Annotated in this window: 16 protein-coding genes and 2 pseudogenes; 11 read left to right on the plus strand and 7 right to left on the minus strand. The window is 58.0% G+C overall.

Translation table 11 applies throughout. From position 1 onward, the window contains the following. The 6 genes and pseudogenes from E4K64_RS35575 to E4K64_RS35600 all read left to right on the plus strand — a co-directional run. Positions 1 to 513: pseudogene (locus tag E4K64_RS35575) on the plus strand (transposase); the annotation flags it as partial. Positions 514 to 695: 182 nt separating this feature from the next. Continuing rightward, positions 696 to 2048, plus strand: a pseudogene (locus E4K64_RS35580) (M16 family metallopeptidase). Further along, positions 2048 to 3481: a M16 family metallopeptidase gene (locus tag E4K64_RS35585; RefSeq protein ID WP_126261676.1), complete on the plus strand. Its 1434-nt coding sequence runs from the start codon at positions 2048 to 2050 to the stop codon at positions 3479 to 3481. Before E4K64_RS35580 ends, E4K64_RS35585 begins: the two are co-directional and overlap by 1 nt. Before the next feature lie 1442 nt (positions 3482 to 4923). Continuing rightward, positions 4924 to 5673, plus strand: coding sequence for a P-loop NTPase family protein (locus tag E4K64_RS35590; protein WP_126261675.1), 750 nt, complete (start codon positions 4924 to 4926; stop codon positions 5671 to 5673). 58 nt (positions 5674 to 5731) lie between these two features. Next, a complete protein-coding gene (locus E4K64_RS35595) occupies positions 5732 to 6451 on the plus strand; it encodes a hypothetical protein (protein WP_126261674.1) in 720 nt (239 codons plus the stop codon). 245 nt (positions 6452 to 6696) lie between these two features. Beyond that, positions 6697 to 6996: a hypothetical protein gene (locus E4K64_RS35600; RefSeq protein ID WP_235884893.1), complete on the plus strand. Its 300-nt coding sequence runs from the start codon at positions 6697 to 6699 to the stop codon at positions 6994 to 6996. A gap of 54 nt (positions 6997 to 7050) precedes the next feature. Here the strand turns inward: E4K64_RS35600 and E4K64_RS35605 are convergent, their stop codons facing one another. Then, positions 7051 to 7356, minus strand: coding sequence for a hypothetical protein (locus E4K64_RS35605; protein WP_126261672.1), 306 nt, complete (start codon positions 7354 to 7356; stop codon positions 7051 to 7053). A 1437-nt stretch (positions 7357 to 8793) separates the two neighbouring features. Between E4K64_RS35605 and E4K64_RS35615 the strand changes: the two genes are divergently transcribed. The 3 genes from E4K64_RS35615 (at position 8794) to E4K64_RS35625 (ending at position 12567) form a co-directional block, all read left to right on the plus strand. After that, positions 8794 to 9801 carry a cytochrome-c peroxidase gene (locus E4K64_RS35615; RefSeq protein WP_430642559.1) on the plus strand — a complete coding sequence of 336 codons (1008 nt, stop codon included), beginning with the start codon at positions 8794 to 8796 and terminating at the stop codon, positions 9799 to 9801. Between the two features lie 1140 nt (positions 9802 to 10941). Further along, a complete protein-coding gene (gene modC / locus E4K64_RS35620; protein WP_126261671.1) occupies positions 10942 to 12066 on the plus strand; it encodes a molybdenum ABC transporter ATP-binding protein in 1125 nt (374 codons plus the stop codon). Between the two features lie 54 nt (positions 12067 to 12120). Continuing rightward, a complete protein-coding gene (locus E4K64_RS35625) occupies positions 12121 to 12567 on the plus strand; it encodes a DUF2478 domain-containing protein (RefSeq protein WP_347338648.1) in 447 nt (148 codons plus the stop codon). Between the two features lie 331 nt (positions 12568 to 12898). Here the strand turns inward: E4K64_RS35625 and E4K64_RS41370 are convergent, their stop codons facing one another. The 3 genes from E4K64_RS41370 to E4K64_RS41380 all read right to left on the minus strand — a co-directional run bounded on the left by E4K64_RS41370 (position 12899) and on the right by E4K64_RS41380 (position 15039). After that, on the minus strand, positions 12899 to 13342 hold the full coding sequence (locus E4K64_RS41370; protein WP_235884895.1) for a Ulp1 family isopeptidase: 444 nt from the start codon (positions 13340 to 13342) through the stop codon (positions 12899 to 12901). A gap of 509 nt (positions 13343 to 13851) precedes the next feature. Continuing rightward, on the minus strand, positions 13852 to 14583 hold the full coding sequence (locus tag E4K64_RS41375; RefSeq protein WP_235884896.1) for a hypothetical protein: 732 nt from the start codon (positions 14581 to 14583) through the stop codon (positions 13852 to 13854). 168 nt (positions 14584 to 14751) lie between these two features. Next, a complete protein-coding gene (locus E4K64_RS41380) occupies positions 14752 to 15039 on the minus strand; it encodes a hypothetical protein (RefSeq protein WP_235884897.1) in 288 nt (95 codons plus the stop codon). Between the two features lie 702 nt (positions 15040 to 15741). On the opposite strand from E4K64_RS41380, the gene E4K64_RS35635 reads away from it, so the two are divergent. Together E4K64_RS35635 and ahpD are read left to right on the plus strand one after the other, a co-directional pair. Continuing rightward, the gene (locus E4K64_RS35635) at positions 15742 to 16296 is read left to right on the plus strand and encodes a peroxiredoxin (protein WP_126261684.1); all 555 of its coding nucleotides are present in this window, start codon (positions 15742 to 15744) and stop codon (positions 16294 to 16296) included. 6 nt (positions 16297 to 16302) lie between these two features. After that, positions 16303 to 16851 (plus strand): alkylhydroperoxidase, AhpD family, encoded by a 549-nt coding sequence (gene ahpD, locus E4K64_RS35640; RefSeq protein ID WP_126261670.1) that lies wholly within the window; start codon positions 16303 to 16305, stop codon positions 16849 to 16851. A gap of 230 nt (positions 16852 to 17081) precedes the next feature. Here the strand turns inward: ahpD and E4K64_RS35645 are convergent, their stop codons facing one another. The 3 genes from E4K64_RS35645 to E4K64_RS35655 are packed head-to-tail and all read right to left on the minus strand — an operon-like array spanning position 17082 to position 19847. Beyond that, on the minus strand, positions 17082 to 17378 hold the full coding sequence (locus E4K64_RS35645) for a ferredoxin family protein (protein ID WP_126261669.1): 297 nt from the start codon (positions 17376 to 17378) through the stop codon (positions 17082 to 17084). Between the two features lie 39 nt (positions 17379 to 17417). Continuing rightward, entirely contained in the window at positions 17418 to 18725 is a 1308-nt protein-coding gene (locus E4K64_RS35650) for an FAD-dependent oxidoreductase (RefSeq protein WP_126261668.1), read from the minus strand. A gap of 12 nt (positions 18726 to 18737) precedes the next feature. Then, positions 18738 to 19847: an electron transfer flavoprotein subunit alpha/FixB family protein gene (locus tag E4K64_RS35655; protein WP_126261667.1), complete on the minus strand. Its 1110-nt coding sequence runs from the start codon at positions 19845 to 19847 to the stop codon at positions 18738 to 18740. Positions 19848 to 20637: the final 790 nt, after the last annotated feature.

The following is a 20637-nucleotide window of genomic DNA, read 5'->3' on the forward strand; positions in this document are numbered from 1 at the left end:
CGGCCGGCTCGAACGTTACGATTACGAGTATCGGCGCAATGGCACCGTCAACCTCTTCGTCCTGCTCGACGTGCATCGCCCCTGGCGCAAGGTCAAAGTCACCGAGCACCGTGCGGCAGAAGACTACGCCCGATGCATGCGCGAACTCGTCGACGTCCATTATCCCGACGCCGAGACCATCCGGGTCGTCCAAAACAATCTATCGACCCACTCCGCCGGCGCCTGTATCAGGCGTTCCCGCCTGCCGAAGCCAGACGGATACTGCGCCGGCTTGAGTTCCACTACACCCCCAAGCACGTAAGCTGGCTCAACATGGTCGAGATCGAAATCGGCGTCTTGCGCGGACAGTGCCTCGATCGCAGGATCGACGACCCCAAGCGACTGCGCCGCGAAATCGCCGCCTGGGAACGGCAGAGGAATGCCGCACGCTCCCGCATCAAATGGATGTTCAACACGGACACGGCCCGAGCCAAAATGGGCCGCGCCTATCCCAACTCTTCCAAAGAGTCATAATCACTGTGCAGGGCTACTAGCGGCTCCGCGCTTTGTCGGATTTGTCTGCCATGAACGTTGATCAGCATGGAATGAAAGGCGATACCATGAAGAATCTGATTTCGGTCACCGCCAAGGCAGGAGGTACCGCCACTAATGCCTCTGGCACGACGACGCCTACCGCGCTGGCGGTCGAGCACAGAATGGATGATAGCACTGACTTATATCTTCCTAAAGGGGAGGGCGTCTTTGCCGACACGGTCAGATCGGATCGACCAGCTAGCTTCACGCTTCAGAACGGCCTCCAGGTGGTCGTGATCCCGGATCATCGCACACCCGTTGTGACTCAGATGATCTGGTATAAGGTCGGTTCCGCCGACGAGCCGCCTGGCAAATCGGGGCTTGCGCATTTCCTCGAACACCTGATGTTCAAGGGCACCTCCAAACATCCAGCGAATGAATTCTCCAAGGCCGTCCTGCGCGCCGGCGGCAATCAGAACGCCTTCACCGGGCTCGACTACACCAGCTACTTCCAGCACGTGCCGCGCGAGCACCTCGGCAAGATGATGGAATTTGAAGCCGACCGCATGACCGGTCTCATCCTCAAAGATGAGGACGTGCTTTCCGAGCGCGACGTCGTGCTGGAGGAATTCAATATGAGCGTCGCCAACAATCCGCGTGAACGTCTCGCCGAGCAGATGATGGCGGCGCTTTACCTCAACCACCCCTATGGACGCCCGATTATCGGGTGGCGCCACGAAATCGAAAAGCTTACCCGAGAGGATGCGCTTACTTTCTACAAGCGCATTCATGCACCGAACAACGCGATCCTGATCGTCGCTGGCGACGTCGCCCCTAAGAAAATCCGCTCGGTGGTGACGGAGACATTTGGCGCCATCCCCACGCAAGCATCAATTCCCCTGGAACGCCTTCGGCCGTAGGAGCCGACGTCGGCCGCGCCGCGCACAGTGACGTTGGCCGATGCCCGCGTCGAGCAGCCAGCCCTGCACCGCTATTATCTCGTACCATCGGCTCACACCGCGGCCGCCGGCGAGGGTCCAGTGCTTGACGTGCTCGAGCAGTTGATGGGCGGCGGTGTCAACTCATACCTCTATCGCTCGCTGGTGGTCGAAAAGCAGCTCGCGGTCACTGCCGGAGCGAGTTACCACTCGGCCGCGCTCGATCCCTCGCTATTCGCGGCTTCTGCCGTACCAAAACCCGGCGTCAAACTCAGCCAGATCGAGCGCTCCATCGACGAGGTAATAGCCGACATTGCGGGTAATCCCGCGAGCACCGCAGATCTCGAGAGGGTCAAGACGCGGCTGATCGCGCGGGTAACCTACGCCCAGGACAATCAGGAGATGCTCGCACGCTGGTATGGCCGCGGCCTCACAACGGGACTATCCATCGACGATATTCGGGGCTGGCCGGATGGCATCCGCGCGGTCGGTGCCCAGCAGGTGCAGGGGGCCGCGCGGAAATGGTTCGACAAGAAACGAGCGGTGACCGGCTATCTCATCAAAGAGTCCACCGTAAAACACGGGGAGAAGCTCTAATGATCCATCCTTGCACACGACGTGAGGTCCTCCTTGGGGCAAGCTCGCTCTCAATCGCCACGCTCGCTTCGCCCAATTCGCTTGCCGCCACAAGGACGCATGCCCGGACCAGGATCAGGCGCCTGGTTTCGTCTTGCGGTATAGAAGCCTGGTTCGTGCAGGATTCCACTGTCCCGTTGATCGCGATGGAATTTGCCTTCACCGGCGGCGCGACTCAGGACCCCGAACAAAAACCTGGCGTAAGCCACATGGTTGCTGGCCTGCTCAAGGAGGGTTCCGCCGAGCTTGACTTCAAGACCTTTCATGAGCGGCTCGAGCATCGTGCCATTGATCTGCATTTTCACTCGACCCATGATCACTTCCGCGGTTCCTTGCGCACGCTCGAGGACAACGCAGACGACGCCTTCGACCTTTTACGGATGGCGCTAACCTCGCCCCGTTTCGACGCGGCCGATGTCGAACGGATCCGTGCCACTGTGCTTGCGAGCCTTCGGCACGACTCGACCGATCCTTCGTCTCTGGCCCATCGCAAGTTCCTCGAGGTCGCCTTTATCAATCATCCTTATGCTCGCCCAGTCGGGGGCTCGCTGGAAAGCGTGCCGAAGGTCGAAGTCGCGGATCTCAAGGGCTATGTCCGACGCGTGCTCGCAAAAGACACGCTCAAGCTCGCGGTGGTCGGCGACGTCGATCCAGAGGTCCTCTGCAAGCTGCTCGACAAAACCTTTGGCAGCCTGCCGACCAAAGCGGAAGCGACGCCGGTTTCCGACGTCATCGCAGCAAAGCCGCCGCAGCGGGTCTTTTTTCCGCTCGACGTTCCGCAGACAGTTGTAACTTTTGGCGGTCCAGCCGTCCGTCGCACCGAGCCCGATTTCATGGCCACCTATGTGGTCAACCGCATCCTCGGCGGCGCCGGCCTGACGTCGCGTTTGTTCCGCGAAGTCCGCGAGAAGCGCGGACTAGCCTACTCCGTTCGTGAGAACCTGGTCTGGCTGGATCATTCAGCCATGTTTCTCGGCAATAGCGGCACTTGCGCCGATCGTGCCGACGAAACGGTCGAAGAAATCGAGAAGCAGGTCCGCCACATCGCTGAGAAAGGACCGACTCAGCAGGAACTCGATGATGCAAAGTCCTACCTGAAGGGCTCGCAAATGCTGGCTCTCAACACATCATCAAAGCTTGCGCGGACGCTGCAGCAGCAGCAGCTTGACAAGCTGCCCATCGACTATTTCGAAAAGCACAACGCCGTGGTCGATGGGGTGACGTTGGCAGACGCCAAGAGAGCAGCGCGGCGGCTGTGGGGCGATGGTCTGCTCACGATTATCGTTGGCCGCTCTCCAAATGACGCAACGCAGCCGACCACCGTGCCATCGGCGACCATACTTCCGCCAGGGGCCCGGCAGCTAAATGCCGCTCCGATGGCGCCACCGAATTGACTTTCTGGCAGCCAGGCGCTTAGCAAGCACCTGGCTGCTCCGCACAGAGTGCGCCTAGCCACCCGCCTTTAGCTCGCGGACAGCTACCATGCGGCCGCTCGAGCACGGTTTTTGCTCAATCGCGTTGCCAAATAAGTAGTCCGGGTTGAAGTCTTCAGGGCAACCAAATGCAAGATAGAAAATAGCCCCGGCGAACAGTAAGTTGAGGCACTGTCGTCCTGCCATTGGGCAATAGCTCAGGCGTGGAAATAACCCCTTACCAAATGGCTTGTCCCAATTCTCCATTTCCAGGCTATCAGCGATGGCCGCATCGGAGCTCTTCGCAGCGCCAGAGGATCGCTACTTTCGATCGCCTTCGGCCTGCGCTCGAGCTGCGTTAAGCCGGCAGGGCTGTACCGTGGCGCCAGCGGCATCGATGCCCCTCCAGCGCAAACCTAGGGAATGTCTGGCAGACTCCGGTGGTTGCCCCATATGAAGGCAAGCGTGGTGTAGCTTTACGCCGAGGCCGAATATGCAGACCAACTATATAAAGCGCCACCGACCAGAAGAAACGAGAAGTGGACGCGCACCTCGCATTCCCTTTCAGGCGGGCTTGCCCGAGTAAACTGAAAGGGTGATCAGAGTGGGCGCTTCAAAACGGTAACGTACACCGTCCGACGCCCCCAGGAAGCGGCCCAGCGAGAGCGCACACGCGCCAGGCCATCGTTCATTCCGCGCAGCTTCCCGCAGCGCCCGAGGGGAGGATCGCCGGTCCTATTCGCTCGACGCCGGCCTTCTTTTGACGCAGCGTCCTCGATCTCGCTTGCCACCGATGTTGCGCCGTCGGGCGTGCCCGCTCAGCCTTCGATCTCGTTCTCCATGAGACGATAATCTCGGCTCGACGCGAACAGATGTGTGCTTGCTATTTGCGTCAGCAGCCCGTTTCAGCGCTCGCACATCTCGATCTCTTTAGCAGAGTGAGAGCTCGCTCGTTCAGGGTCATTGTCTGCCGAAAAGACGACGATCTGTTCCAGCGGACCTTTGATGATTTACCAAGCCATAGTCGTACCGCGTAGCACACCACCTTTTCTTCCCCGAGCTCGCAATCTAACGCTACGTAAGATTCGGTCGCTTTATGCCAATCTAGATAGCGCGTCGATAGATAACTTATGGCAACGCAACGATCACCACAGGCAGGCCATTGGTTCTTGGCGGCACGCATTCCAGCCGCTTACAAACCTCACCTAGATCACCACCACGAGTGATTTACTCACCATTATCGGCTTGCATCGTCATTGCAATCCAAGGCCGTCACTCGCTTGATGTTGAAATGTTCATCGGTTGCAGATCTCTCTCATCCGAAGGTTCATTGCCCCTTCTTTCTGCCATGTTCGCATCCAAAGCAGAGACGCGTCGGTTGCGCAGTTTGCGCGCGGCAATAGCGAGTGTCTCAGGAGATTTCCATGGTGAAGCCAGTTGTAATTGTGGTAGGTGCGGACAAGGGAGGGGTCGGCAAAACCACCGTATCACGAACGCTACTGGACTACTTCAGCGTCAACAACGTGCAAACACGCGCATTCGACACGGAGTCGCCGCGGGGAACGCTGAAGCGCTTTTATCCCGAGATCACCGAGATCGTTGACATGACGGCGACAGCGGACCAGATGAAGATCTTCGATACCCTGAACTCAGGGCTGTCCGTCACTGTCATTGATGCTCGCGCAGGCTTACTGTCCTCTGCGCTGGCTTCCTTGCGCGACATCGGATTTCTGGACTCAGCGCGGTCTGGCCAGATAACATTCGCCGTATTCCATATCCTGGGATCATCCATCGCTTCGTTAGACGAAATCGCGGAGACCGCGACCTTCATGAACGGCGCAAAGTACTACCTAGTCAAGAACTTCATCAACGACACTCAATTCTTCCAGTGGGATCAAGCGACCTATAATTCCTATTTTCACCGCATCAAACATGCGACTGAGTTGGTCATACCGAAGCTCAACGAGATGGCTTATGAGCAGGTGGAAGTTGCATCCGTCCCATTCGTAGACTTCGTCGCGAACAAGGGGCGGAACGATGAACCCGCGAACAACTCCTTCGTGCTGCGCGGTTATGTCCGGCATTGGCTGGCAAATGTCTGGAGCGAATTTGATCGCATCAACTTGACGGAATTGGCCGGCGCCAAGTCCGCTACCCGGCCCGGCGAGAAGTAGTCGCATTTCGGCGAGCTCAGGTCGGGCCCACGTACGAAACGAAATTGATCTGCTGGCTATGTTAGCGACCCCCATCTACATCATTTGCTCTCCTAGCCCGCAGGTCGGTAAAACTCTCATCGCTCGGGCCATGAGCGAGTTCTTGCTGCTGAAAAACGGCACAGCACTGTCGTTTGATGTCAACTTGAAAGAGCCGTCGTTGCTCGACTACCTCCCTAACATCACGGAGACCGCGGATGTGATCGACACTTATGGCAAGATGCAGCTGATGGACCCTCTTATCATCCACGACCGGGTCGCCAAGGTAATCGATCTCGGCTTTCACGCCTTCGACGAATTCTTCAGGATGTGCGAAGAGATCGGCTTCATGAAGGAGACGGCGCGCTGCTATGTCGCCCCCATCATTCTCTTCATCGCAGGCGCTGACCGCATCTCCTTTCGCGGTTATGAAATGCTGCGGCGGCGAATTCCGGCGGCGTCGCTGGTCACCGTCCACAATGAATTCGTGCTTCGTGGCGAATTACCTGAAGCGATGGACGGCGAGCGGGTGCTTCGGATTCCCGCGCTTCCGCTGTTCCTCAAGAGATATATAGACCGGCTTGGCTTTTCCTTCACTGGATATCTACGCAACGAGAATGACTGGTCCACCGAGCTGCATCAATGGATCCGACGGAACTACAGCATGTTTCGCGATCTGGATTCGAGTGTGATGTTGCGAAAGGTCTATCGATCTCGGGGCACGGATATCGACAGCCTACGTTGCACAAGGGCTACTTGAGATTCCGATCTGCCTGCCATCTATGCGTCAGGTCTATGGGTCGCTTCGATGGCGCTCTCAAGGGTCTCGAACGCATGAATTTCGATTTACGACCCTTCAGTGGACTGCGTATCTTTGCTCACCGAACGAACGGGCGGGAAAGTCGCGAGTCTTCGGATGCAATTATTCGGCAGGAATGCGGAGCGAAGGAATGGCCGCTCGATGACCAGCGCTATGCTTGATACTCCAGGGACGAAGCATCTGTGATGACTCCAATTGATGATGCATTAAGTGAGATCAGATCCCTGCGGAGCGAAATCTGGCGGTGCCGTCGACTCCTTAAAACGGACCTACCTGGCGCGGAGCGCAAGGCCGTCGAGAATCGTCTGGTTGAACAACTTTCTGCCTTTGAATGGCTCTTGGCGACGGCGTTTCCTTTGACCTTGAGCCCGAAACGGTATTCGGCCAAGAGCATCACGATCGGGCAAACTGATTCCCCTGAAGCGCCCATCGACAACGCCGCAATGGCATCAAGCAGTTCCTTCGGGAAGTCGATGGGCGGATAACAAAAGAGGTTTCCTGGCTCTATCTGTGTCTTTAGCCCGGCAGTCGAAAACGGGCTATTCTCCAGCTGAGACACCTGAAGAAGACCACGACGGAACAACCTCCAACGCTAACGTTCCGGCGATCTTTTGCCAGTTATAGCCTGCCGGAAAATACTTCGTTGCCGACCACAACGCCATAGATTGATGGGCAGCACGAATTCCTGCAGATGTCCTGCCGTAACCACCGCAGTTACACAGATTGTCCTTCCGACCAGCTACGACCAAGTCGATGGCAATCTCACGGCGGGCCCAAAGTCGGCGGATCGCTGCAGCGCTGAAGAGCGCAACTGCTTCAGTACGAAATTGAAGTTCAGAGCGCATGCAATCTCGTAGCACGCGTGGGCGCACATCGATCGCTGATCGGGGCCAATCGATTCACGGAGCTCAGCCCCCGGATAGATGAACTGCGGCGCGGCAGGCTGATGCTTCAGCCCGATCGACTTTCGGCCAAACTCTGGCCCGCAGGTCTGAACACCTCACTGTCGCTCAATTTCTGCAACTGCCACTCGGACGCCTCACTCTCGATGGAGGACGACCGGAAGCCTATTGAGACGCCGTCTTGGTCCTTCTTTTCTCTCCGCCGCAATTGGCATGATGCGGCGGCATTCGCCGCGTAAATTCTTGAAATTGTCCCTAAGGCAAAAGATGGCTACCTCCACATCGCTAGGCCCTCTAAAGCGGTCACAGAAGCGCATCACGTCTAGTCTGCATGACATTAAGACTTGCTCGGCCCCACGATCTCGCGCACGAGCTTGTTCTGTGCACCACGTGGCCGCGATCGCGATCACGATCACAGCGAGGGCGGATGCACAGCAATGCGCATTGCAAATCCAGCTCATTCGTTGCTCTTTATTCACCAAACCTGTCTTAAGTCGCATATCCTTCACTATTATTCTTTGCCCCGCGAGCGTCATCTGTTTGCCGGATACGGCGCGTCGGCAGCCATGATCGCGCCTGTTGCGGGGCAGCCGCAATGATTAAGGCCTCCATCGTCCCGCCACGCGCAACACGCTCATTGCGAAGACGGAGGTACGGCAAAGATTGGCCGTTTAGCGCATGTGTGGCGATGCTGTCTCCCCGGTGGCGTTCTACTTCGTAATGCCTACAACCTGACGCCACGGTCGATTCAAGGACTTTGAGCGTCCGGCACGTGTGAATACGTGCTGAGACGGGCATACCCACATTTGGTGGCAGTAGGACGAACTCCTGACAACTGCACGCCTGACCGACTGCACCGCGGGGTGGGGGTTGAAGCTCAAAGCGCACGCATCGAGCCGAGCAGCGACAAGCTGCGCCGGCGCAGCTCGCTTTGTTCGCGGTCCCAGCCAGCTGACCTGCAGAGTCAAAGAGTGCCGTACGGGTGAGTTTCCGAGAAGCACGGAGGCGTGGACCGACAGGCCAGGATTCCTGTGGCTGGATGATGATTCGTCGCACGGGTCACGTACCGTTGATTCGACAGCCTCAAGCCGCTTGCTGCAATTCACAGTACGCAATTGCTTGAAACCAGCTCAGTAGGCTTCGACCTTGAGCCCCCTGGCACGCTGGTTGCTATAGCACCGGCGGAGCGTCGGCCTGGGTGCAGCCTAGCCCAGCATACGGAAGACACCATTCGCTGACTGCTGCACGTCGTTCTGCGGGCGGACGCGGACCGAGCGCTATGTTTGCGATTCCACGATCTAGGAGAAAAGCGAGACATCACATGAGGAAGCGGTACGCGAGCTTTCCAGGGCCGGTAGGTTAAGTGTTGTGGCCTCAGCCATTCTGGTTTCCCCCGCAGCAGGCGCCAATGAGGATTTGATGCGCGTCGCCAAGCGGATTTTCAAGCCAATTCCCTCAGTCGCTCCAGCGGTGAAGGACAATCCTATCACCCATGAAAAGATCACACTTGACAAATCCTTATTTTTCGATTCGAGGCTATCGGCGAGCGGCGTTATTAGCTGCAATACGTGTCATAACCTTGGGACGGGCAGGGTAGATGCCGGCCGGAGGTCGATTGGTCATCGTTGGCAGCTGGGGTCACGTCGTGCGCCAACAGTCTATAACGCGGTCTTCAACGTGGCGCAGTTCTGGGATGGTCGAGCGGCGGATCTTAAGGCGCAAGCCGCAGGCCCTGTCCAGGCCAGCGTCGAAATGAATGCGACGCCCGATCACGTGCTCAAAACATTGAATTCAATGACCGATTATGTCGTTATGTTCAGTAAGGCTTTTCCAAACGAAGTGGCGCCCGTTACGTTTGAAAATTTCGCCAAGGCCATCGAGGCTTTCGAGGCAATCTTGATTACTCCCGCCGCCCCCTTCGATCAGTACCTCGAGGGCGATGAATATGCTCTCAGCGATCAGCAGAAAACCGGGCTAAAGCTATTCATCGAAAAGGGATGTTCCTCTTGCCACAACGGAATTAACGTCGGTGGACAGGATTATTTTCGCTTCGGCGTCATTAAAGGGCCAGCCGAAAGCCTGCTTCCAAAGGAAGACAAGGGTCGTTTTGCCGTCACTAAGGATCCCGGCGACGAGTATGTTTTCCGCTCGGCGCCATTGCGCAACATCGCATTGCGTCCGCCCTACTTTCATTCTGGTCAAGTTTGGAGTCTTAAGCAAGCGGTCGGCGTCATGAGTGAGGTTCAGCTTAGAGCAAAGCTCAGCGATGAAGAAACTGACGAGATTGTCGCCTTTCTGAATTCGCTCACCGGGCAGCTGCCGAAGATCGAGTACCCGATACTGCCCACGCGCACCATTGCAACGCCAACGTCCTCCTTAGACAAATAGGCCTTCACGATAGCGTAGGCGATCCAAGCTGGAGCATTCAGCAGGCTCAAATTGCGGACCTCAAGCCCCAACCCGTTCGTCGCCGACGCCAGAGTTCCTTAGGCGCCGGTCAAGTCATCCGTCTTGGGCAGCTCAATCCTGCGTCGACTCGCGAGGCAACGAAGGCCCGCGCGCCCTGAAATACGTCGGCAACCCGTGCTGCTAGGAGACGTTCTGCCGTAGCTCGCGGGCACCGCATATCATCTCACATCAGCCCTTTTTCCAAGCGCCCGGCCGCCGACCTTCTCCTCCGCACAGATCGGAACGTGCGCCATCGGATGGCATCCACTTGTCCCTCATTGACGAGTTTTACGGCCGCATGTTCGCCAAAGCACCATCCCCAATCCAAAAGGCGATGGATCATCCTCAGCTTCCACGTGGTAGCTCCTACATGTGCGCATGGTGACGCGAGCGTCCACAGTCCTACAATAAGATGTGACGACTTAAGATGTCGGGTGGAGACCGATACAAAACCTCCCTTGCCGCAAGACGCGCAGATATTCCTTGAAACGGCACGCGGATTGCTGGGTAGGGATCAATCAGTCGCCGCCAAAGAAGGGGCGCGGGGAGCCGGAGTTTCAATGAGATTTATCCGATTCATCCTGATCGATCTGGCTTTGATGCTGGTCGCACCCGAGAATGCAGAAGCCATGACCGTAGCTCCCGGCGCAAACTTCAAATCGGCTCGCAAAGCCGTGGGATCCTTGATGCGGATTTCGGGCCCCGAGCCAGTATTCAGCTCTGGCCTGAGCCGGCATCTTTACCGCCAAACCTCTCGAGCCGCGCAATTTGGACATTCAGCAAAAGCCTCCGGGCCGGCGAAGCAGGCTGAAAACCTCGCGCTAAGGGAGAGGCGCTTTGCCTCTCATTGGCAAGCGCACTGGGCAGCGTCCGACTGTCACGATCCTCGCGGCGCGGAGATGCTCAGGAAGCCTCTGATCTTAACACAGATCTGCAGTCCACCGCCGCAGCTTATGCCCTCAGGCGAGCAGAGACGCCGTGCTGGAGCGGCACCGGCCGGATTATCTAAGGCACGGCGATCATCTCTATTGCAGCTGTGCTCGTGACTTGGATGGGAAGATACAGCACAGGCGCAGGTTCATGAGAGAAGCAAGAACGGGCTATATTGAGGTTGCGTTCAACGGCTCTCTCGCGAACATTCCGTTAGATGCGCAATTCATCCTGCCGGCCAAAGGCGTCACAGCAATTTTTGGTCCGCCCGGGTGCGGCAAGACCACACTCGCGCGCTGCATCGCTGGCGTGCAGCATGTGCCGACTGGATTTTGTGCGGTCGATGGAGAGATTTGGCAGGATGAGACAAAGTTTCGACCGCCTCATCTGCGTCCCGTCGCATATGTATTCCGACCACCAATTCCTCTTTCTCATTGGTCTGTACGGCGCACCCTCCTATACAAGGCGTCAACATCGACACCAACACTAATCGATTTTGATGGGGTGGTCGAATTGCTCGCCTTGTCGCCGCTGCTCGAGCGTTCGCCATCACATCTTTCGGCGGCCGAGCGACAGCGACTTGCCCTTGGCAGCGCGCTGTTGGGCCAGCCTCAGCTACTTTTGCTGGACGATCCACTCATTGTGCTAGACCGCGCCGCCAAATGCGAGATCCTGCCATTTCTCGAGCGCATACGGGAAACCCTCCCATTGCCGATGATCTACATCACCCAAGATTACGCTGATATCGAGCGTTTTGCCGATCATCTTGTCATGATGAAAGATGGCGTCGTGACTGCGGCCGGGCCGCTCAACATCGTTCAGACCGATCCGGCGCTTGCCGGGCGCGGCGAAGCGGCAGTCTGTCTTGATACCTTGGTCGGCGGCTATGATGGGCGCTACGGGCTGATCATGCTCCGCCTCAACGGGGCGCGCCTTCTGATACCTGGAGTGCCGCTTAGACCGGGCGCGCAGCTGCGGCTGCGCATCGCAGCCGGCGATGTCAGCATCGCGTGCGAGCCCCCACGTGCAAGCTCTATCCTCAATGTATTTCCGGCACGCATCAAAGCCTTTCTGCCGTTCGACGAGGCGGAGGTCACCTTGGTTCTGGCTCTTGAAACTTGCCGTTCTGGCGCGCCGCTTTTGGCGCGCATCACGCGCCGCTCGTTTGATGCGCTACGGCTCAGCAATGGAGCGAACGTTTTTGCGGAGATCGCGCGCGCCGTTCCGCTCGCGGCTGCCGAGCGGTGCTTGCAACGCCTGCCACGATCCGCATGAGAGCGTTCGACAGCTATGTCCCGATACGAGAAACACATCAACAGGGACCCGGCCGTGATCGATAATATGGATGAGATAGATCCGAATAGTGTGGGGGCTATTCTCTACCGTCCAAAAGACGATGTTGATAGGCTACTCGCCGATTTCGCGCAGGACATCGCGCAGCAAGGCGTACGCATCGGCGGTATCGTGCAGCGACACGCGAGGTGCGCAAATGGCACGCACGTCATGCTCGCAATCGATGTTGCGACAGGACAAGAGATCTCGATTTCCCAGCCACTCGGCAGCGGAGCTATGTCCTGTAATCTCGACACAAATGGGCTTGCTGAGGCCGCAGCTGTCGTTTCCCGGGCACTTCGCAACAATATAGATCTTCTCGTGATCAACAAATTCGCCAAACAAGAAGCCGCTGGCCGGGGCCTGCGCGCCGATTTCGTTGACGCGATCACCCAAGGCGTACCAGTCCTGATAGCCGTTCCGAGAAAATGCCTTGCCGACTGACGAACCTTCACCGCGGGCGTTGGCACGCTGCTGCCTTGTGATCGTCAATCCTTGGAGCAATGGTGGCGCGAGATCTCAACGAGACGGGCGCGCAGCGGGGCCTTCAGACCAGCTGCGGTTATTTGGGGACGATGATACCGGATCGCTTGATGACGACAGGAGACAGTCGACCACGTCGTCTCCGAAATCGCCCATCAGGCTCTTCCGCCTCCGAAAACAGCCTTAGCTCTTGCGTCCGCTCCCACGCTCTGCGCCACCGCGATGCCTTGCGAACGTGCCGATTGCGGACCTTCTATGGCGAGAGTTCAACCAGCTGCCCTTTCCGCCGATATCAACCCCTCAGTCGGTTCTGCAGTGCCTGCCGGTCGAGGACGAGATTGCTTAGGTTCAGGTCTGGCTGACGTCTGCCCGCCAACCGCCTGGCCAGCGCCCGCGTACCGTCGAGCACAAAGACACCACAATCGTAGCCGTTCCTCTGCTGGCGTATCGGGGCGTTTTGCAGGTTGTCTTCGGCTCCCACATGCGCTGCGAGCATTGCTGCGGGTCTGTCATTGCGTCCCCGGGCGGAGTCATAGTGGTAGGCGACTGGATTGTTGCGATCGCGGCGGTCCACCAGCAGCAACGACCAATGGGACCCGCGGTCATCGGGACCCATGGTGCTGGCGTCATTCACCGGCAAGAACAGAAAGTCGGCTGTGTCGTTACCATTGGGATCATCGACAATCTGATGGAATGCGGATAGCGCGTCGTCCGCTGCGGTCGCCGGCAGAGGCACTCGCAGCCGAACCGCCGACCCTGGCCTTAGGAGCCGAGAATGGGCCAGCATGATGGATCAGCTGAGCGTCGCGGCGTCCTCGCGGACCCAACGTGATGGAGTAGGTCGCCCCGTTGATGGAGACCGGCTGGGGAGCCATTCGCGAACTTGGCAACAGCATTTTATTGTCAAGTACATCGAGCAGGAAATCCGGCACCGGCTGTGAGCCATGCTGCCAATCCTCGCCGACGAGATATCCGATATCCTCCAGCTCTTGAGGTACGCTGATGGCCCGATGAAGAACGGAGGTCTGCCGGCATGGCTCTGCACCGGCCCTGACTGGGCATCGTCACGCACCTCCTGCGGTGTGGACGGCAGGTCAACCAAAGAACCGAGACCCCGATAGATGTCTGAGGACCGAGCTGGCTCCCCCTTCGGCGTTGGAAAGTCGAAATAGGTCGGCAGTTGTGGGGACCAAGTCGAGCTCGACCCAGCCGGCTCCTGCAAGCCGACCTGACCAAACGCGCCTACTATCGGCGGCCACTCACTTTCGGACGCGGCGTCGGCAAATCTCGCATCCAGGTCGGGATGGAGGTTGAGTCCGAGCCTGCTCTTTGCTGAGGAGCGGGTACACCCAGCGCTCTGTTTGCCTCGAGTACTTGCACATACTGCCTGAGCTTCTTGAGAGTCACGCCAGATTTCCCTTTGGCTTCGCCGTAAGCCCGGTAGTCTGCATCCAGCGAGCGTTGCTGCTTATTGTTGCCGTGGATTCGGCTCGCGATGCTCTCCCTACCCTCTGTGCGGAGCCAGCCACTGAACTTGCGTTGCGCCGAGGCCGTACCTTGAATGGTTTTTCTCCTGTGCTGGGAACTCGGGTCAAGCTTGCTCAGCTCTTCGTTGGCGAGGCCCTCGATGAGGCGGGCGTCGTCGTCGTAAGGGCGAAATCCTTGTTGGGGCTCGAGACCTAGGTATTCTCTAAACGGATCGAGTGGAGCCGTCCGCTTTGTGGCTTTACTGAACGCCGTATAATCTGCGGTCAATGACGATTTCTGCGCAGTGTTGCCGCCGATTCGGTCCATGATGCTCGGCCTGCCCTCCCTTTGAAGCCAATCACTAAAAGAGCGTAGTCGGGAAACCATCGTCGAAACGGCGGCTTTCTCCTTCTTGGTCGCGTCAGATCCAAGCTTGGACAAAGCGTCGGTCAAAAAGTCATCGATCGTGGAGATGTCCTCCGGATGAGCCGACAATGTTTCGCGTCCCATCAGTCGGCCCCGGCGCCGACAGCTTGGAGCCCGTCAGCCCCGATCCTGCGCAGATGAGACAGTGCCGCGCTGAGGCGGTCGCGATCATCGCCGCCAGCTTCAACGTACTCGTCGATGTCCGCGGCAAGCGAGCTTGGTTCATTGAACGCCCGAAGAGCCAATGGTCCTTTATTCTCGGAGCCAACGAGCAAACGTGTTGAGTGCCTGCACATTGGACTTGATCGTAGCAGCCGGGACCTTTCCCGTCCCGCGGCTTCTGATACCATCGGGAGTAATTCTGTAGTCTTTGACGTTTTCCATGAACTGGCGGATCATCCGCTCGTCCTGGGGATGCATCGGTTGCTCTCGCGTATTCACAAAAGCTGGGGCCAGAATGGCATTTCCAGCCCGGAAATTCTGAAGTGTTTCCAATGCTCCCCCCACATAGTTCCTGCTGTTGGCGCTGGCCATCTTCATGAATTCATCTTTATAGGCGGCTAACGCACCTAAGATCTTGAGACATTCAGGTCTCTCCTTCTGATTATGGAGCTTCAGAGTGATCGCCGCATGTATCATCCAGACTGTACAACCTGACGCTACGTAGAGTTCAAGCCCCAAATCGCCGCCAAAGGCGAGCCTGGTTGGCTTTCAAACCTTTTAGAGTCCGGCAAACCATCGAGCCTGGTGATCTCGCGCCGCTTGAAGCGCCTCAATGCGCGAAGCGCCGTAGCCTCTGATTACTCGCACCTTGTTTGGCAGCCGCGAGCATCTGGCCTTACTGGCGCAATCTGTTGTCGCCGGCGATACAGCCGCTCTTGTTTGCGCCAGATGCTACGAACCTCGCGCTTCGTCAGGTTCCGTATTTCCATTAGATCTCGGCAGGCCGACAGTCGTTCATCACATTGATGGCGAGATGAGGCGGTTTGCTTTAAGGGACGCAGAACGGTCTTTGACCAGACGCTTGCAGCGCGAACATCTCAGGCGGTCGCGCAAAGCACGACTGCTTTCATGAACCTTGGCAAGAAAGCGCTTGGCTACAGATTTTTCTCAGATCGGCCCTCCAAGCGCCCGGGCATGTCTGTATCAAAGCCGCTGGACTCCACTCCTGAGAACGGATGGCACATAGCTTGCTTCAACAGTGAAGCCACCTTCTACAGAAAGCGACTTTGTGAGGACAGCATGCTCGGAATTGGAAGTCAGTTGCCGCGGTTCGAAATCACAGGCGTGAAGCCCGGTTTTCAAGCGCAGGAAGAAGGAGGACAGAGTGCATTCGAGACGCTGACCGAAGCGAGCTTTCCAGGAAAGTGGAAGATCATCTTCTTCTATCCGAAGGATTTTACCTTCGTCTGCCCGACAGAGATCGCTGAGTTTGCCCGGCTTTCCAAGGAATTCGCCGATCGCGATGCGGTTGTACTGGGTGGTTCGACTGACAATGAGTTCTGCAAGCTCGCTTGGCGGCGCTCACATCTCGACCTGCACAAACTTCCAATCTGGCAGTTTGCCGACACAAAGGGAACGCTCGTCGACGGTCTTGGCGTGCGTTCACCAGAAGGGGTTGCCTATCGTTACACCTTTATTGTTGACCCGCAAAATACGATCCAGCACGTCTATGCGACCAATCTCAGTGTCGGGCGCAGTCCTAAGGACACGCTCCGCGTTCTGGACGCGCTGCAAACCGACGAGCTCTGTCCCTGCAACCGCGAAATCGGCGGAGAAACCTTGAAGGTTGCTTGAGGCAGCATGTCGTCGATCGAACAACTAACCGACCAGATTCCCGATTTCGCGAAGGATGTCAGGCTTAACTTGACCTCCTTGGTGGCCGATGAGACGCTTTCGCCACAACGAAAATACGGGCTGCTGCTGGCGAGCGCGATTGCCACTCGCAATGCAGCCCTGATTGCCGTAATGGAATCGGCTGCGTCCGCTGTGATGACATCTGTGGCGATTGCCGCAGCGAAAGCCGCAGCCAGCCTCATGGCAATGAACAACGTTTATTACCGCTTCGCTCACCTTGTCGCCAACCCGGAATACAAGACGATGCCGCCACGGCTGCGTATGAACGTGATCGGCAATCCCGGCGTGGAGAAGTCCGATTTCGAGCTGTGGTCGCTTGCGGTCTCCGCCATAAACGGCTGCGGTGCCTGCATCGATGCCCATGAGAAGACACTGAGAGCCGCGGGCGTCAATTCCGAAGCGATCCAGACCGCCGTGCGCTTTGCCGCGATCATGCAGTCAGTGGCAATCGCAATCGAGGCCGCTGGGCCCGCCCCCTCTCAGGCGAGGCGCTGATCCTTCCTCTACCATCCGATCGACCGCGTTGTGGCGCCACTCAGTGAGGTCACAACCAGTCCTTCGCGGCTCCCGAACGAGCGGCACATCTGCACACTATGGCTTGTGCAGCGCCCCCCCGAAGAGTGTCTTGCTCGAAGTCCAGGCGCCGCGCAAGTGACGCGGAATGCGCCAATGATGCGGAGAAGCCCTATCGCCTAACTCGGTCGCACCACGGCCCTGTTCCACTATCAGCCAAACTTAAACTGCACTCCATATCCACCGCGCGGATGGCTCCATTCGATGTCGCCGGTGGGCTCGGCGATCACGCGGCAGGTACCGCACTCGATGCAGCCGTCAACTGTTATCTCGACCTGGCCGTTGTCGTTTAGCTCGTAGCATCGCGCGGGGCAGGCTTTCAAAAGTGCAAGGAGCTGCGGCGATGGCGTCGTGTGCGCACGGACCTTGACGTGAGGGTGACCGATGTCGACAAGATAGCGATTATGATACAGCTTGTCTTCGACGCGGACTGGGGATTCGACATTCATGCTTTGACCTTCCATTGTTGGGCTTCACAACTGTCGCGGTCAGCGCCAGGCCCGAGCAAAACGACAAGCATCACCGAACAGACCTGCCCATGACCGCGCCTTGACAAAGGATTTCAGGGTCGCCTTCTCCTTCTCAGCCTTGGGCGTACCATCGACGCGCACGAAGTTTTGCATCGCCTTGGAGATGAGCTGCGGATAGGTGAGAAAGAAGTTTTGTGACTGGGTATGCATTAGGGGCGGCAAATCCTTGTACTTCTTTAGATCTTTGATGACGAAGGAATCGTCTAGCATCTTCTTGTAGATAGACAGATTTGCTGCACTCATCGGCTCGCCGCGCGATTTCACGAGACCTATCGCTTCGGCGGCGATGCGGCCGGAAGTCATCGCGAGATTGGAACCCTCGCGATGAATGGCATTGTTGAGTTGGGCCGCATCGCCCACTACGACCCAGCCTTCCCCATAAAGCTGCGGGATCGACTTGTACCCGCCTTCAGGAATGAGATGGGCCGAATACTCCTTGACTTCGGACCCTGCTATCAGGGGCGCCACGGAAGGATGACTCTTGAATTGATCGAGCAGGCCGTAGGGCGTCTGGCTCGTGCGCTGGAAGTCGGCGACGAGACAACCGATGCCGAGCGAAATGCACTCTTTGTTGGCATAGATGAAACCCATTCCGGTCATGCCGCGGGAAATGGTACCGACCGCCTCGATCACGACGCCTTCATCGCCCCTGAGATTGAAGCGCGCCTCGATAGTCTCGCGGGGCAAGAAGTGCATCTCTTTCACCGCGAGCGCAACGTTATCGGGTCTCGGCCGCGCGCGTAGGCCCGCGCGCGTCCCGAGCAGGCCATTGACCCCCTCGGCCAGCACGACGACATCGGCATGTATTTCGCCGTCTCGACGATCTGTACGAACACCGACGATCCTTTCACGCTCGTCCCGTACGAGCTCGGTGACGGTCGTCTCGCACAGCAAGGTCGCGCCAGCCTCCCGCACCTTGGAAGAGAACCATTTGTCAAACTGGGCGCGTATAATCGTGTACCGGTTCGGCCGTTCCTCGTTGAAGTCGTCTGAACGGTAATGCATGCCAACATGGGAGCGATCGTCCATCATCCAGAACCGCTGCTCAATCAGGTGACGTTCGAGCGGCGCCTCCTCTCGAAACTCGGGGACCAGCTTTTCCATCATGTCGGCATAGAGGATGGCGCCCTGCACATTCTTCGATCCGGGATATTCGCCGCGCTCGAGCTGCAGCACCTTCATGCCGCGTTTGGCCATGGTCAATGCCGCCGCATTGCCGGCCATACCGGCTCCGACCACGATCGCATCGAATCTCTCTTCAATCATTATCATCTCCTTCTAGACAGCGATCCGGGCGCGCGAATTCGGCAAAAGCCGAGCGCGAAATGCGGCCGTCAGCGCCGGTAGCAATTGAATGGCGTCACTGACGATCGCGAGATGGGCGAAGTCAAAGATCGGAGCGTTCTTGTCAGTATTGACGGCGACGATCAGATCCGCACCCTCCACGCCAACCCGGTGCTGGATCGCGCCGGAAATGCCGGCGGCAATATAGAGCTTCGGCCGGATGGTTTTGCCCGTCTGGCCGATTTGCCGGTCAGACGTAACCCACCCTTTTTGCACGAGAGGACGCGAGCAGCCATATTCAGCGCCAAGCAGAGTTGCGAGCTCGCGCACCAACCGAAAGTTCTCAGGCGATCCCAGTCCCAGGCCGCCCGCAACCACGACATCGGCATAGGCCAGATTGGAGGTTTCTGCATCGCGGTCTGGTAGGAACGACAATACCTTTGTGACAATGTCATCTTCCACAAGACCGAGCGGATGGACGATGATACGAGCGGCATCGCGTACGACGCGCTCAGGCATCGGCATGACCCGCGGGCGGACGGTTGCCATCTGCGGACGATAATTCAAGGTATAGATCGTGCAGAGCAGCGAGCCGCCAAAGGTCGGACGCGTCGCCGCCAGCGAACCATCGGCGTCGACGTCCAGCGCGGTGCAGTCGGCTGTGAGCCCCGTCGACAGCGTCGTCGCCACAGAACCTGCGAGATCGCGACCGAGCGTCGTCGCCCCCAGCAGTAGGATCTCGGGCTTGTAGGTGTTGACGAGTTCGGTTAGCGCTTTGGTGTAGGATTCGTTGCGGTAATCCGACAAAACATTGTCGCTCACGAGATAGGCCATATCGGCGCCATAGCAAAATGCGTCAAGCGCGGCGTTACGTGTGTGCTGCCCCTCCGGACCGATAACGACAGCAGCAAGATTCACCTTTAGCCTGTCGGCGAGCCTGCGGCCCGCCCCCATGAGCTCCCAGGAGACCGGATGCACCCGGCCGCGCTCCAGCTCAACGAAGACCCAGACGTGCTTGTAGGCCTTAAAGTGCTCCGGCAGTTCTTTTTTGGCCCCTGCGCGACCGGCCGCCGCCGGCATGGCCGTTCTGGTGACATTGTTCATACTCTAAATTCCCCTCAAAGATAGGCGCGCCCGCGCCACAGGTTTGCTTTTTAGCTTCGATAACTGAAGATCACTTTTGGTCAGCGAGGGGCCGGCTGCTCTGCCCCGTCTGCTTGGTCCGACCGACCGCACAACAAGAGGCGTCGTCGCGATAGACGTACCGGTCCGGCCGGATTTGGAGCGGTCTTCCACACTGGACGCTTGCGCGCCAGGTTCGACGAGCGCCACCGCAGCGGCCAGGGCGCCGCGGTGGTTGTGACCGGTCGCTTCCATGCCTGAGTTGGCGAGTCCGTTCGCTGCGCAATACCTGCGCCTCACTTTCGGCCCACCAGGTCCACATTGACTGTGACGACGAGCGCGATCCTGGCAACGCACCTGTCACGCGATCCATGCCGAGCCTCCAGCGCCGACAGCCCGTATGGGCCGACGTTGGCCCTCTTCCTGACGCATGTTGCTATCCGCCATGAGATGGATACAAATCTGAGCGGAATCCGGGGCCGACTTGATCCGGACGACGCTGGGCATACCCTCTCCAGGTGTAGCGCGAACGGGCGACTTATCCATTGACCACCATCTCACCGTCCATACGGAGCCTTGATCGTGTCAAAGGCCGTTTCGAACGGACCTGGCGCGATCGTAGGCCACGAGATGATGGCGCAGGGCTTGGCAGGCACTAAAAGCAGCATCATAAGTCTTCCTTCAATCTCATCTCGGACGACTACCATCTGTCGGCATCGATGATCGGATCGGCAGGACAACAGCAAGTGTCGTACCAGTTGCAAAAAAACAG

Source organism: Bradyrhizobium frederickii (genome assembly GCF_004570865.1).
In the GTDB taxonomy this organism is placed as follows: domain Bacteria; phylum Pseudomonadota; class Alphaproteobacteria; order Rhizobiales; family Xanthobacteraceae; genus Bradyrhizobium; species Bradyrhizobium frederickii.